Source organism: Campylobacter concisus, from assembly GCF_003048675.2.
GTDB classification, from domain to species: Bacteria; Campylobacterota; Campylobacteria; order Campylobacterales; family Campylobacteraceae; genus Campylobacter_A; species Campylobacter_A concisus_F.
Genome location: NZ_CP060707.1, coordinates 474,557 through 486,616 on the forward strand (window position 1 = coordinate 474,557; position 12,060 = coordinate 486,616).

13 protein-coding genes are annotated in these 12,060 nt (G+C 40.8%); 12 read left to right on the plus strand and 1 reads right to left on the minus strand.

Annotated elements, in window-relative coordinates:
• The first annotated feature begins 41 nt into the window (after positions 1-41).
• The 4 genes from CVT00_RS02455 (at position 42) to CVT00_RS02470 (ending at position 3,563) form a co-directional block, all read left to right on the plus strand.
• On the plus strand, positions 42-1,370 hold the full coding sequence (locus CVT00_RS02455; protein ID WP_103557748.1) for an aminotransferase class V-fold PLP-dependent enzyme: 1,329 nt from the start codon (positions 42-44) through the stop codon (positions 1,368-1,370).
• A complete protein-coding gene (gene thiD, locus CVT00_RS02460) occupies positions 1,363-2,115 on the plus strand; it encodes a bifunctional hydroxymethylpyrimidine kinase/phosphomethylpyrimidine kinase (RefSeq protein WP_430516354.1) in 753 nt (250 codons plus the stop codon). Before CVT00_RS02455 ends, thiD begins: the two co-directional genes overlap by 8 nt.
• The gene (gene thiE / locus CVT00_RS02465) at positions 2,108-2,719 is read left to right on the plus strand and encodes a thiamine phosphate synthase (protein WP_103557744.1); all 612 of its coding nucleotides are present in this window, start codon (positions 2,108-2,110) and stop codon (positions 2,717-2,719) included. Before thiD ends, thiE begins: the two co-directional genes overlap by 8 nt.
• A 91-nt stretch (positions 2,720-2,810) precedes the next feature.
• Entirely contained in the window at positions 2,811-3,563 is a 753-nt protein-coding gene (locus CVT00_RS02470; RefSeq protein ID WP_103557745.1) for a hypothetical protein, read from the plus strand.
• 573 nt (positions 3,564-4,136) lie between these two features.
• Here CVT00_RS02470 and CVT00_RS02475 read toward each other — a convergent pair.
• Positions 4,137-5,243 (minus strand): FtsW/RodA/SpoVE family cell cycle protein, encoded by a 1,107-nt coding sequence (locus CVT00_RS02475; RefSeq protein WP_107915782.1) that lies wholly within the window; start codon positions 5,241-5,243, stop codon positions 4,137-4,139.
• A gap of 52 nt (positions 5,244-5,295) precedes the next feature.
• On the opposite strand from CVT00_RS02475, the gene CVT00_RS02480 reads away from it, so the two are divergent.
• From CVT00_RS02480 to pyrH, 8 genes are all read left to right on the plus strand, one after another.
• A complete protein-coding gene (locus CVT00_RS02480) occupies positions 5,296-6,267 on the plus strand; it encodes an RluA family pseudouridine synthase (protein ID WP_107915784.1) in 972 nt (323 codons plus the stop codon).
• Positions 6,200-6,874 carry a fibronectin type III domain-containing protein gene (locus CVT00_RS02485; protein ID WP_180995389.1) on the plus strand — a complete coding sequence of 225 codons (675 nt, stop codon included), beginning with the start codon at positions 6,200-6,202 and terminating at the stop codon, positions 6,872-6,874. The genes CVT00_RS02480 and CVT00_RS02485 overlap by 68 nt, the downstream gene beginning before the upstream one ends.
• The gene (locus CVT00_RS02490; protein WP_230853787.1) at positions 6,849-7,406 is read left to right on the plus strand and encodes a hypothetical protein; all 558 of its coding nucleotides are present in this window, start codon (positions 6,849-6,851) and stop codon (positions 7,404-7,406) included. Before CVT00_RS02485 ends, CVT00_RS02490 begins: the two co-directional genes overlap by 26 nt.
• Positions 7,406-8,593, plus strand: coding sequence for a tRNA (guanosine(46)-N7)-methyltransferase TrmB (trmB, locus tag CVT00_RS02495; protein WP_107915780.1), 1,188 nt, complete (start codon positions 7,406-7,408; stop codon positions 8,591-8,593). Before CVT00_RS02490 ends, trmB begins: the two co-directional genes overlap by 1 nt.
• On the plus strand, positions 8,577-9,248 hold the full coding sequence (locus tag CVT00_RS02500; protein ID WP_004317228.1) for a cell division ATP-binding protein FtsE: 672 nt from the start codon (positions 8,577-8,579) through the stop codon (positions 9,246-9,248). The genes trmB and CVT00_RS02500 overlap by 17 nt, the downstream gene beginning before the upstream one ends.
• The gene (locus CVT00_RS02505) at positions 9,235-10,050 is read left to right on the plus strand and encodes a cell division protein FtsX (RefSeq protein ID WP_004317184.1); all 816 of its coding nucleotides are present in this window, start codon (positions 9,235-9,237) and stop codon (positions 10,048-10,050) included. Before CVT00_RS02500 ends, CVT00_RS02505 begins: the two co-directional genes overlap by 14 nt.
• The gene (locus CVT00_RS02510) at positions 10,047-11,264 is read left to right on the plus strand and encodes a murein hydrolase activator EnvC family protein (protein ID WP_021088579.1); all 1,218 of its coding nucleotides are present in this window, start codon (positions 10,047-10,049) and stop codon (positions 11,262-11,264) included. The genes CVT00_RS02505 and CVT00_RS02510 overlap by 4 nt, the downstream gene beginning before the upstream one ends.
• Positions 11,265-11,337: 73 nt before the next feature.
• Positions 11,338-12,054, plus strand: a complete 717-nt coding sequence (gene pyrH / locus CVT00_RS02515; protein WP_009294284.1) for a UMP kinase — start codon at positions 11,338-11,340, stop codon at positions 12,052-12,054.
• Positions 12,055-12,060: the final 6 nt, after the last annotated feature.

The following is a 12,060-nucleotide window of genomic DNA, read 5'->3' on the forward strand; positions in this document are numbered from 1 at the left end:
AAAATTTTAATTATAATCACGCAAAAACTAAAAGGCTAAAGTTGGTAAATTTAGAGCACATTAGAAGAGATATTATTTTAAAAAAAGGGATACATTACTTCGACTACACCGCCTCTGGGCTTGCGTATAAGCCTATCGAGGACGAGGTCGCTGATATCTTAAAAACCTACGCCAACACCCACTCGCTAACATCCTCAAATGCCTATAAAACGCAGCTTTTGTATGATAGCGCTAGAAGCGAGCTAAAGCGATTTTTAGGGCTTGATGATAGCTTTTATCTCATAGCCACAGGATACGGTGCCACTGGTGCGATCAAGAAATTTCAAGAGCTTTTGGGGCTTTACGTGCCTCCAGCTGCCAAAAGAAGGTTTGATCTAAAGCCAAACAACGACTCGCCCCTAGTCATACTTGGCCCTTATGAGCACCACTCAAATGAGATCAGCTTTAAAGAGGCGCTTTGCGAGGTTGAGCGCATAAGGCTTGCAAAAGACGGCAGCATCGACCTGTCTCACTTGGAGCAAATTTTAAAGATAAATGCAGGGCGCGAGATCATCGCTAGCTTTAGCGCAGCCTCAAACGTCACAGGCGTCATAAGCGACTACAAGCAAATTTACACGCTTGTTAAGAAATTTGGCGGCATCGTGGCATTTGACGTGGCGAGCCTTAGCGCATATGCAAATTTAGACTGCGACTACTTTGACGCTCTTTTTATCTCGCCGCATAAGCTTCTTGGCGGAGTTGGCAGCTGTGGGCTACTGGCAATCAAAAAAGTGCTAGCAAATGACGATGTGCCAAGCTTTGCAGGTGGCGGCACGGTAAGCTATGTGAGCAAAAACTACCATATATTTTTAAAGGATCAAGAGGCACTTGAAGAGGCTGGCACACCGCCTATTTTGGGGCTTATACGTGCAAATTTAGCCTACAGACTAAGAGAAGAGATAGGACTTGCTACCATCTATGAAAACGAGAGTGAGCTTAGCGAATACTTTTGTCAAAGACTAAGAGAGATCCCAGAGCTAGTTAGCTACTGCCCAGCAAATTTAAAGCGTCTTGCGATATTTTCATTTAATGTAAAAAACGTAGCTCCATATGAGCTTTCAAAAATTTTAAGCAAAGAGTATGGCATACAAACACGTGCTGGCTGCTCGTGCGCGGGCTCATACGGACACGACCTTTTGGGGCTAAAAGAGGATCCAAATTTCACCCACAAGCCAGGCTGGGTGAGGGTCAGCCTTCACTATACGCATACCTTTGAAGATATTGATTATTTGGTGAGTGCGATCAAGAAAAGTATCGAGAAATACGCACTTTCGTGGCAGGTCAAAGACCCTTTTGACGTAAAAGAGATAAGTGGGTGTGTGGGTGAATAAAAAAAATGTTTTGATAGTTGCTGGAAGCGACAGCGTCGGCGGTGCAGGAGTGCAGGCGGATATAAAAAGTTGCGAGGCGTTTGGTTGCTTTAGCGCAAGCGTCATCACAGCCGTGACCGCACAAAATACAAATGGCGTTAGCAGCGTGCTTGCGATGCCAGCAAGTATGGTGAAAGCTCAGTTTGAGATGGTGCTAGCTGAGCTTGACATAGACGCTGTGAAGGTTGGCATGCTCTTTAACGAGGAGATAATAACCGTTGTAAGCGCGTTTTTAAAGGAGTTAAGAGCTAAAAATGTGCCAGTTGTGATAGACCCAGTTTGTGTGGCAAAGTCAGGTGCGAAACTGCTTGAAGATGGAGCGATAAAAGCACTAAAAGAGCTTTTAAACCTAGCAAGTGTCGCCACGCCAAATGTAGATGAGGCTAGGATTTTGGGCATTGACTTTGCAAATTTGCCTTGCGATATGGTGCTAAAGCGAACGAAGGTTGATGAAATTTGCGAGGATACGCTCTATCTAAAAGGTGGCGAAGTGATGAAATTTAGCGAGGAGCTTTTTGAGCCAAAGGTGATGCATGGGGCTGGATGTAGCTTCTCAAGCTCGCTAGCGGCTATTTTAGCGCAGCAAAGTGATCTAGTAAGCGCCATAAAAATGGCTAAAAAATTTGTGGCAAATGGGATAAAAAATGCTCATAAAAGTAAATTTGGCGCACGGCTTATAAACCATAAAGCGGGGCTTAATGGCTGAAATTTACGCTATTAGTGACGATGTGCTAATGCCTGAAAATTTGGCTTTGGAGTACACAAGAGAGATTTTGGAGTGCGGGGTTAAATTTTTTCAGTTTAGGTCAAAAAAAGCGGTCAAAAACGAGAAGCTTGCGAGTGAAATTTTAAATTTATGTGAGAAATTTGGCGCGAAATTTATCGTAAATGACGATGTCAAATTTGCTAAAAAGATAGGCGCAAAGGCCGTTCATCTAGGCAAAGACGATGAGGGCATAAAAGAGGCGTTTGAGATTTTAGGCAAAGACGCATACGTTGGCGTTAGCTGCTATAACGATATAAATTTAGCTATAAATGCTGCTAAAAACGGGGCCAGCTACGTCGCTTTTGGCTCAGTTTTCGCAAGCCCCACAAAGCCAAATGCCCCAAAATGCGACCTTGAAGTAGTTAGAGAGACAAAGCAAATTTTAAACCTACCTGTTTGCGTGATAGGTGGCATAAATGAGACAAATATCGGCTCACTCTCCTATGCAAATCCCGATCTCATCGCCGTCATCTCAGCGATCTACAAAGATCGCAACATCAAAGAAAATATCAAAAATTTACAAAAACTTGTTAAAATTTTTTAAATTTTTGCTTGATAAATATTTTGTATGACTTGATGTTAAAAAGAAAAAATTAGTTATAATTTAGTTTTTATTTTACTTTTAAGGAAAAGATATGAGATGCAAATTTTCTATTATTCTAACAGGGGTTTTGCTATTAGGATGCGGTGATGATAATGTAAATACTGTTAAAAATTACACCTTTCCTCAAGATAAGTCAATGACAGTAGGTACGGCCATAGATGGATATATAGAGTGTGCCAAGGTTGATTGGAAGGATGCTAGTACAAAAGACCTAAAGCTTGTAAGTGCTACATGCGAGATCAAAAAAGAGCTAATAGAAGCTGAAAACAAGGAGGTGCAGGCAAAATATGAGGAAGCCTTGCAAAAGGCAAAAGAAGAACAAGCGCAAAAATTAGAAAAGGCTATTGGTGATGTTTTGGAAAATACCAATAATCTTGACAAAGAGAGTGTTCTAAAGATAGCAAATGAGTTTTGTGAATACGATATCTCAAAAAAAGATCAAGCACCGATATTCCCAAAAGTTATATGTGATGAAGAAAAATTAAATACAAAAGCTAAGGAAATTTTTAAAGAGCCTCATAGTAAAGCACTTGGCGAGCTTGCAACAAAGATGAACTTTAAACACTTGCTTGAAGATCTGAAATTTGTTGCACAATATTCTAAAGAAGAGCCAGATGTCCGATTTTATAATCAAAGACCAGAAGAGATAAAAGATAAAAAAATACAAGTCATGTTTGTTGTAAACACAGATAAAACGGTAAATATACAAAAGATAGCACTTTATGTTGATGGTCAAGCCAAAGAACTTGGACGTTACTTTATAGGAAATTTTTATAAAAGATGATTTGACTTTAGCTTTGCAAATTTTTAAAGTTTATTTGCTTATCACTTAGCTCAAATTTTAGAGAAGAAATTACTTGTTCACGAAATTTTAAAATTTGCTATAAATTTTCTCACATAAAACGCATGCGACGCAAAGCGCTATCGCATGCACCTCTAACGTGCGAGGGGTTTGGGGGATTTAAAAGGGGGGGGGGATAAGGGGACAGCCTCGTGTCTGCCATGCAGTTGCGAGCTCGCGAAGCAAAATTTAAGTCCCCTTATCCCCATTTTGAATAAAAAGAAATTTACAAATTTAATCAAGCTGTTCTTGCAAATTTTTGAAATTCCATTCACTCGCAAGAGTTGACTACTAAAATTTGGCTTCACTTACAGCTTAGCTCAAATTTTAGAGCCGAAATTACTCGTTCATGAAATTTTAAAATTTGCCAGAGTTTTTTATAAATTTATACATTTTGAGCAGATTTTAAAAGTTTACTTACTCGCCTTAATAACTTACTAAATTTAGAAGCGTGATATGCCAGCTCTAATTTTAAAATTTGCTACGACGATTATTGTTGATTAAAAACGCATGAGCTTAAAATTTAAATTTCACTGAGCGGTAGGTCTGATCAAACCTAAATGTTAGCAAATTTTGCAGTATCCCAAAAAGTACCATGAAGGTGACAAAGCTGCTTCCGCCGTAGCTAAAAAACGGCAGTGGCACGCCAACAACCGGCGCAAATCCGATCGTCATCGAGACATTTACTCCCACATAAACAAAGATGAGCGCGGCTATGCCAGTGGCGGTCACCTGCGTGAAATAATCATTCTTAAGCCCGTAGTTTAGGCTAAGTAAGTGCGTTATAAGCGCTCCATAAAGTCCCAGCAAAAGAAGTGCGCCATAAAAGCCAAAACGCTCGATATTATAAGCAAAGATGAAGTCACTTGTGGCAATTGGCAAAAATTTAAAGTGCGTCTGCGTAGCCTCATCTTTTGGCTTGCCTTTTAGCCCGCCGCTACCTATGGCGATGATGCTTTGCTTTACGTGGTAGCTTGGCTCTTCGGCGATGAAGTCGTGGATCCTCTTTTTTTGATAATCATGCAAATTTTCATACAAAACCGGCGCGGAAAAGCCTATGGCAAGGATGATACAGATCCAAATTTTCTTATTTACGCCGATTACAAAAAGGATGGTGTAGCCAACTATCAAAAGTATGAGCGCGGTGCCAAGATCAGGCTCTTTCATGATGAGCGCAAATGGCAAAAGTATGTAAAAACTAAGCCTTAAAAAGTCTTTTAGCCCGTATCCATCGACTTCTGGTGGGCGCTGCTTAACTAGATAGGCTAGCATCAGCAAAAAAGCTGGCTTCATGAGCTCTGATGGCTGAAGTGTGAAGTGAACGAATGGAATTTCCAGCCAGCGTTTGGCTCCAAGCTTGCTAACACCAAAGATATCGACGCTTAAAAGCAGCACGATGCAAACCCAGTAAAACATCGGAATGATCCAGTCGATGCGCCTAATAGGCAGCAAAAATGCTATGAAAAATGAGACAAATCCTATGCCAAAATACACAAGCTGTTTGTTTGCTAAAACGTCGTTTGCTTCGGAAACTAGGATGTATGAGATGGCTATGATTGGGATTATTAAAAACGGCTGAATAAAATCAAAATGTGTTAAAATACGCCGATCTAGTTTTATCAAGAAGCAAACCTTGTTTTTTGGGCTAGATTATATCACAAACAAGGCTTTGATTTTGGTTAAATTTAATGTTTCAAATAGCTCAAGACTCGACGTTGCAGTGGCACAGGAGCTTCAAATTTCACGTAATCAAGCTTTAAATTTGATAAAAGACTCTCTTGTAAGCGTAAATTTAAAACCAGTCTCAAAACCAAGTTTTATTTTAAACGAAAACGACGAAATTTGCGTAAATTTTGCCCCAAAAAAAGAGGTGCAAAACGAGTACGAAGTAAATTTTGACATCCCTATCATCTATGAAGACGACGATCTCATAGTGCTAAATAAACCCCCGCAAATCGTCGTCCACCAAGCTCCAAGCGTCAAAGAGGCGACACTTGTTGAGTGGCTAAACAAAAAGGGCTTTATGCTCTCAAATTTAAACGGCGACGTAAGAGCTGGCATCGTCCACCGCCTAGATAAGGGCACGAGCGGCGCTATCGTCGTTGCTAAAAACAACTTCGCCCACGCCAAACTTAGCGAGCAGCTAAGTGATAAGAGCATGGGACGAATTTATCTAGCGCTTACCGACTTGCCCCTAAAAGAGGACGTCATCATCGATAAGCCAATCGGCAGAAACCCAAACAACCGCCTAAAAAAAGCGATCGTCGCGGACGCTAAATTTGCCAAAAGCGCCTTTGTAAATTTGTTAAGCGAAGGCGGAGTAAATTTGATAGCAGCAAAGCTTTTTACAGGCAGGACACATCAGATAAGAGTGCATCTTGCTAGCATAAATCGCCACATTTTAGGCGATGATTTATACGGATTTAAGAGCCAAGGCGATAAAATAAGCAGGGTTATGCTTCACGCTTATATGCTCTATTTTATCCATCCACGAACTGGTAAAAGGGTAGAATTTATCGCAAAAACGTATGATGACTTTAACCAAATAATTTACAAAAAAATTCCCAAGGAGATTTTTGATGAAAAAATTTGCCCTACGCATATTGACACCATTTTTAGTAGCTTTCTTAGCGGGATGCGGCTCTAGCGTACCGACTCAGCAAAGCACGTCACTACCAACTATTACAAGCTTAAAAACTATTTCAGACATGACAGAAGTTGGCTTCGAGTGGAACCCAGTGAGCGACGAGAGCGTCGTTGGCTACTACCTTTACCGTTCAAATCCAAACGATGCAAACTCAAAAATGCAACTAGTTGCAAACATAAAAGACCGCTTTGCTACGCACTACGTGGATCGCGACCTAGCTCCAGAGACAACTTACTCATATCAGATGAGAACCTACTCAAGCAACGCCATCTCTCAACCAGGTGCGATTGCAACTGCTACAACTAAGCCGCTACTTGACTCTGTGCCATTTGCGCAAGCTATCACAGGGCTTCCAGGCCGTGTAAAAGTGATCTGGAGACCACATCCTGATAGCACAGTAGCAAGCTACATCATCCAAAGAAGCGATGCAGGAGCTAATAAATTTAGCCAAGTAGCAGAGGTAAATGGCAGACTAAATGCCGAGTATATCGATACTGAGGTAAAACCTGGCAGGTCTTATGAGTATAGGATATTAGTTAAAACTTCTTCTGGCGTCATCTCAAAACCAAGCCAAAACATAAGTGCCACAACAAAGGAGTTACCCTAAATCAGTAACAAACGTTCAGGCGACCAAAAATGCGCCAAAAAAGATCATCTTAACGTGGGATTATGCGCCAGCTGAGGATTTTGCTTATTTTAAGGTTTATAGAACGACAAGTAAAATTTTACCTTACACATATCTAGCAAAAACGACTAGCAACACCTACGAAGACCTCATAAATACAAACGCTGCGACAAGGTACTATAGAGTGACAGCGGTCGATAAAGACGGTCTTGAAAGCTTGAAGCAAGAAGAGCCGATCGTTGGTAGCACACTTGGCGCGCCAAAAACTCCAAACATAAGCGCTAGCTACGATGGTAGTGGTGTAAATGTAAGCTGGAGTGCAGTTGATAGAGCTAGCTCATACACAGTTTATAGAAGTGGTGCTAGCGAGAAAGTCTTTAGCGGTATAAGTGATACTGGACTTAGAGATGACAGCGTCCAAAAAGGAGCTAGCTACTCTTACAGCGTCGTAGCAGTTGATGAGTACGGCATCGCATCTGATAAGTCATCAAAAGCAGAAGTTAGCATAAAATAATGCCAAATTTCATCGCTTCGTCCTTAAAAGAGCTCTCGTTTCCATTTGGTAACGACAAGATCAAATTTCTTTGGCAAGCAAATGGCCGAAACGAGAGGCTCATCTACACAAAAAATGAAGATGAAGGCTTTTTTCTAGTCGTAAAACCTGGTAAAAATGGCGTCGTCGTAAAGGGAGAAAAGCTTACTAAGCCAGCTAAAGTCGGACTTTTACAAGAAGCACTTGAGCTTTTTAAAGAGCAAAGTTGTAACGGCATCATCAGCCAAGCATTTGCCGTGAAAAAGACAAATTTGACCAAAAAAGTGAGTGAAATTTTAAGCCTTGAAGAGTTTGCACCAGCATTTAGCGAGCTAAAGGATAAATTTAAAGAGATTTTTATAGAGATAGGCTTTGGCTCTGGCAGACACTTGCTCTATCAGGCTAAAAACAATCCAAATGCCCTAGTTATCGGCATAGAGGTCTATAAACCAAGTATCGAGCAAGTAGCAAAGCTAGCCAAGGCAAATGGCCTAGAAAACGTGCGTCTCATAAACACCGACGCAAGGCTCTTACTCTCGCTAGTTGGATCAAATTTGGTTGATAGAGTGTTTTTGCACTTTCCGGTGCCGTGGGATAAGGCTGAGCATAGACGCGTGGTCTCAACGGCGTTTGCGCTTGAGTGCGAGAGGATACTAAAAGTGGGTGGTAAATTTGAGCTAAGGACTGATAGCAAGGAGTATTGCGACTTTAGTTTGAGTAAATTTTTAGAGCCTACAAATTCAAAAATAGAAGCTTTTAAAAATAGAAATTTAGAAGTAACAAGCAAATATGAAGACCGCTGGAGACGCCAAGATAAGGATATCTATGACGTCATTTATACTTGTGAGGTTGAAAGTAGCCAGAGCGTTTTGGCTGGGGATTTTAGCTTTAAAGAAAAGACAAGCGTAAAAAATATCATTAAAAATTTCAAAAATTTCATCATAAAAAAAGAGGATCATTTTTTACATCTTGAAGAAATTTACACCATAAACGAGGATGAAATTTTGCTAAAAGTCGCCTTTGGAGCGTTTAACAAGCCAGAGCAGTGTTTCATCAAAATAAGCGATGAGAAAAGCGAATATTTTATAAAAAAACCGATCTTAATACGTGAAAATTTAGCAGCACACGAGCTTTTGAAGGAGTATTTGGCTGATGCAAGAGATAATTAGCGCAAGAAATTTAAGCCTAGCTTATGAGCGCAACGAGGTTGTGATCAATAGCGTAAATTTAGACATCTACGCAAATGACTTTGTCTTTATCACAGGCAAGAGTGGAAGCGGGAAAAGCACGCTTTTAAAGTCATTTTACGGAGAAATTTCGCCTCTAGCTGGCGAGCTAAATGTCTGCATGACGCAAATGGACGATATCGATGACAAAAGACTTTGCGAGCTTAGGCAGCGAGTTGGCATTATATTTCAAAACTACCGCTTGATAAATGAGTGGAATGTCGAAAAAAACGTCATGCTGCCACTCATCATCAAAGGCGTCAATCAAAATGTGAGCAAAAAGCAGGTGGCTAAACTTTTAAAACATGTAAATATGCTTCACAAAGCCGATAAATACCCTCGCGAGCTAAGTGGTGGCGAGCAGCAAAGAGTTGCCATGGCAAGAGCACTCGCACACAATCCAAATTTGCTCTTATGTGACGAGCCAACGGGAAATTTAGACGAATACTCAAGCGACGTTATCTGGTCGCTTCTAAAATCAGCCAGAGAATTTCTAGGCACAAGCGTGGTCGTGGTGACACATCACATCCCATCAACGCTTCGCATCCCATACCGCCACTTCGTCATAGAAAATGGAGGCGTGCATGAGATCGCTTAAAAACCACCTTGGATTTATCCTGCCGTTAATCGCGCTTTTATTTTCAGTGCAGTTTAGCCTTACAGCAGACAAGATCGTAAGAGAGTATGAGAGGCTTATGGGAAATGACTACAACATCGTGGTGGTCTCAAACAAAGAGCTAAGCGAGCCAGTGCTAAAGCCAGTGGTTAGCACGCTGGCAAGTGTCGAGCCACTAAGCCCGCAAAAGATCATAGATCGCCTATCAAACGACATCTCGGCTAAAAATTTATCTATCCTTCAAAACGCCTTGCCTAAATTTTACTCGCTAAGACTTAGCGAATTTCCATCGCCAGAATATATGGAGGAGATAAAGCAAAAGCTTTTGAAATTTGATGGTATAAGCAAGGTCGAGACATTTTCAAAGACCCATGACAAGGTCTTTAAGATGCTAAATTTAGCCAAAAGCATATCTTATGCATTTATGGCGATACTTTGTGTTGTTGGGCTTATGCTTATGCTTAAGCAGACTAAAATTTGGCTATTTGAGCATAGAGAGCGCATCGAGATCATGACACTTTTTGGAGCGCCATTTTGGTTAAAATCAGCCATGCTCTATAAATCAGCCATGGTTGATAGCATAGTTGCGACCATTGTTGTTGGTGCGTTTTTCTTTTTCTTGCCTAGTATTGAAATTTTTAGAGAAAATGCCGCAAGTATCGATGTAGTATTGCCTAGCCTTGATCTTTCAAGAGATATTTTTATCCTATTTGGCGTGGCTGTGGTTTTAAGCATTTTTGCTGTTAGTTTAGTGATGAGTAAGGCTAGAAAAAGCACGATATGAAAAAAGGAATTTTTACACTTTTGCTAGCATTTAGTCTAGCTTTTGCATCAAATACTAAAGAGAAGATAAAAGATTCCAAAAACTCGCTAAGATCGACGCAGGCTATGAGCGAGCAGCTTAGTAAAAAGCTTGATGACTTGGCTGGCGATATCGTAAATGGCGAGAAAAAACTGCGCGGCATAAGCGGCGATATCACAAATTTAAAAGGTCAAATTTCAGTTCTTGAGACAAATGCTTCAAAAGCGCTTCTTGAGCTTGATGATCTAACAAAGCAAAACAAAGAGCTAGAGCGCACCCAAAAAGAGCTAGAGCAAAATATGATAAGGATCATCGCAGAAGATCTCTCATTTGATCTTATGATGTCAGCAAGCGAGGGCAAACAAAGCGAAGAGAGCATCATCTCGTCGCAAATTTTAACCAAGCTAAACGCCATAGCTAAAGAGGACTTTAAAAGGCTTAGTGAGAACTACGAAGATACGATAGAAAAGATAAAAAATAAATCAAGTAAGATAAATGAGATAAACTCAAGCATAAAAAACTATAGGCGCAAGCAAAATGATCTACAAAGCCTAGAGAGCACGCAGAAAAATACAATAAACGGGCTAAAACGTGATAAAGAAATTTACAGCAAAAAGCTAGCCAAACTTCAAGCCCAACAAGACGAGCTAAGAAAGACACTTGAGCAGCTTGCTATCATGCAAAAGCAAGAGGATGAAGCAGCACGTGCAGCTAGAGAAAAGCAAGAAAGAGCAGCTAGCAAAGGTGGCAAAAAAGGCGAAAAGAGCCAGCCAATGGGTGGGGGCTATCAGACAAGCTCAGTTAAGAGATACTCAGGCGCGAGGACGATCGCTCCGCTTGATAGCTACTCTGTAAAACAAAAATTTGGCAATTACGTAGATCCGATATACAACATCAAAATTTTTAACGAGTCAGTCATACTTCGCTCAAGCACGCCAGATGCGAAGGTTAAAAGCGTACTAAATGGCAAGGTGGTCTTTGCAAAAGCAACTCCGATGCTTGAAAATGTCGTCATCATCGAAAACGAAAATGGCATCCACACGATCTACGCTCACCTAAGCCAGATCGCGCCAACTGTAAAAGTAGGCTCAGTCGTGCAAAAAGGCTACGTCATAGGCCGAGTTAGAAACGATCTAACCTTTGAAGTAACGCAAAGAAACTACCATATCGACCCACTTGAAATGATCTCAAAATAGTCACTTTGTAAGCGTTATTAGCTAAATTTAAAGCCTTTTTGGCTAAAATGCGTGAATTTCAAGGAGCATGACAATGAGTAAGAGAAAACGCGTATTGGTCAAATTTTCAGGCGAGGCCTTGGCTGGAGAAAATGGTTTTGGTATAGACACAGCTGTGCTTAAATTTATAGCAAGCGAGATAAAAGAGCTTATAGAAAATGATATCGAAGTTGGCATCGTAATAGGCGGTGGCAACATAGTGCGCGGTGTGAGCGCTGCAAAAGATGGTATCATCAAACGAACGAGTGGAGATCACATGGGCATGCTAGCAACTGTCATCAACTCGATCGCGATGCGTGAAGCTTTGGAGCGAAGCGGGCTTGAAGTAAGAGTGCAAAGCGCGATCAAGATGGAGGCGATCTGTGAGACATTTATCGTAGGACGTGCGCAACGCCATTTAGAAAAGGGCAGAGTTGTTATCTTTGCTGCAGGCACTGGTAATCCATTCTTCACAACAGATACAGCAGCCACGCTAAGAGCTATCGAGATCGGCTCAGATATGATCATAAAAGCGACAAAAGTTGATGGCGTTTATGACAAAGATCCTAAAAAATTCAAAGATGCAAAACTTCTAAAATCACTAAATTACGAAAAGGCGATGAGCGATGATATCAAGGTTATGGACGATACTGCCATAGCTTTAGCAAAAGATAACGCACTGCCGATCTTAGTTTGTAATATGTTTAAGGCTGGAAATTTATTAAAAATAATAAATGAAGAAGAAGCAGCCCTATACTCAGTTGTAAAATAAATTTCA

Bases quoted from the DNA above. Each gene is read 5' to 3' on its own strand.
- thiE (WP_103557744.1), top strand. From the start codon at position 2,108: ATGGCTGAAATTTACGCTATTAGTGACGATGTGCTAATGCCTGAAAAT.
- CVT00_RS02470 (WP_103557745.1), top strand. From the start codon at position 2,811: ATGAGATGCAAATTTTCTATTATTCTAACAGGGGTTTTGCTATTAGGA.
- CVT00_RS02485 (WP_180995389.1), top strand. From the start codon at position 6,200: ATGAAAAAATTTGCCCTACGCATATTGACACCATTTTTAGTAGCTTTC.
- trmB (WP_107915780.1), top strand. From the start codon at position 7,406: ATGCCAAATTTCATCGCTTCGTCCTTAAAAGAGCTCTCGTTTCCATTT.
- CVT00_RS02500 (WP_004317228.1), top strand. From the start codon at position 8,577: ATGCAAGAGATAATTAGCGCAAGAAATTTAAGCCTAGCTTATGAGCGC.
- CVT00_RS02505 (WP_004317184.1), top strand. From the start codon at position 9,235: ATGAGATCGCTTAAAAACCACCTTGGATTTATCCTGCCGTTAATCGCG.
- CVT00_RS02510 (WP_021088579.1), top strand. From the start codon at position 10,047: ATGAAAAAAGGAATTTTTACACTTTTGCTAGCATTTAGTCTAGCTTTT.
- pyrH (WP_009294284.1), top strand. From the start codon at position 11,338: ATGAGTAAGAGAAAACGCGTATTGGTCAAATTTTCAGGCGAGGCCTTG.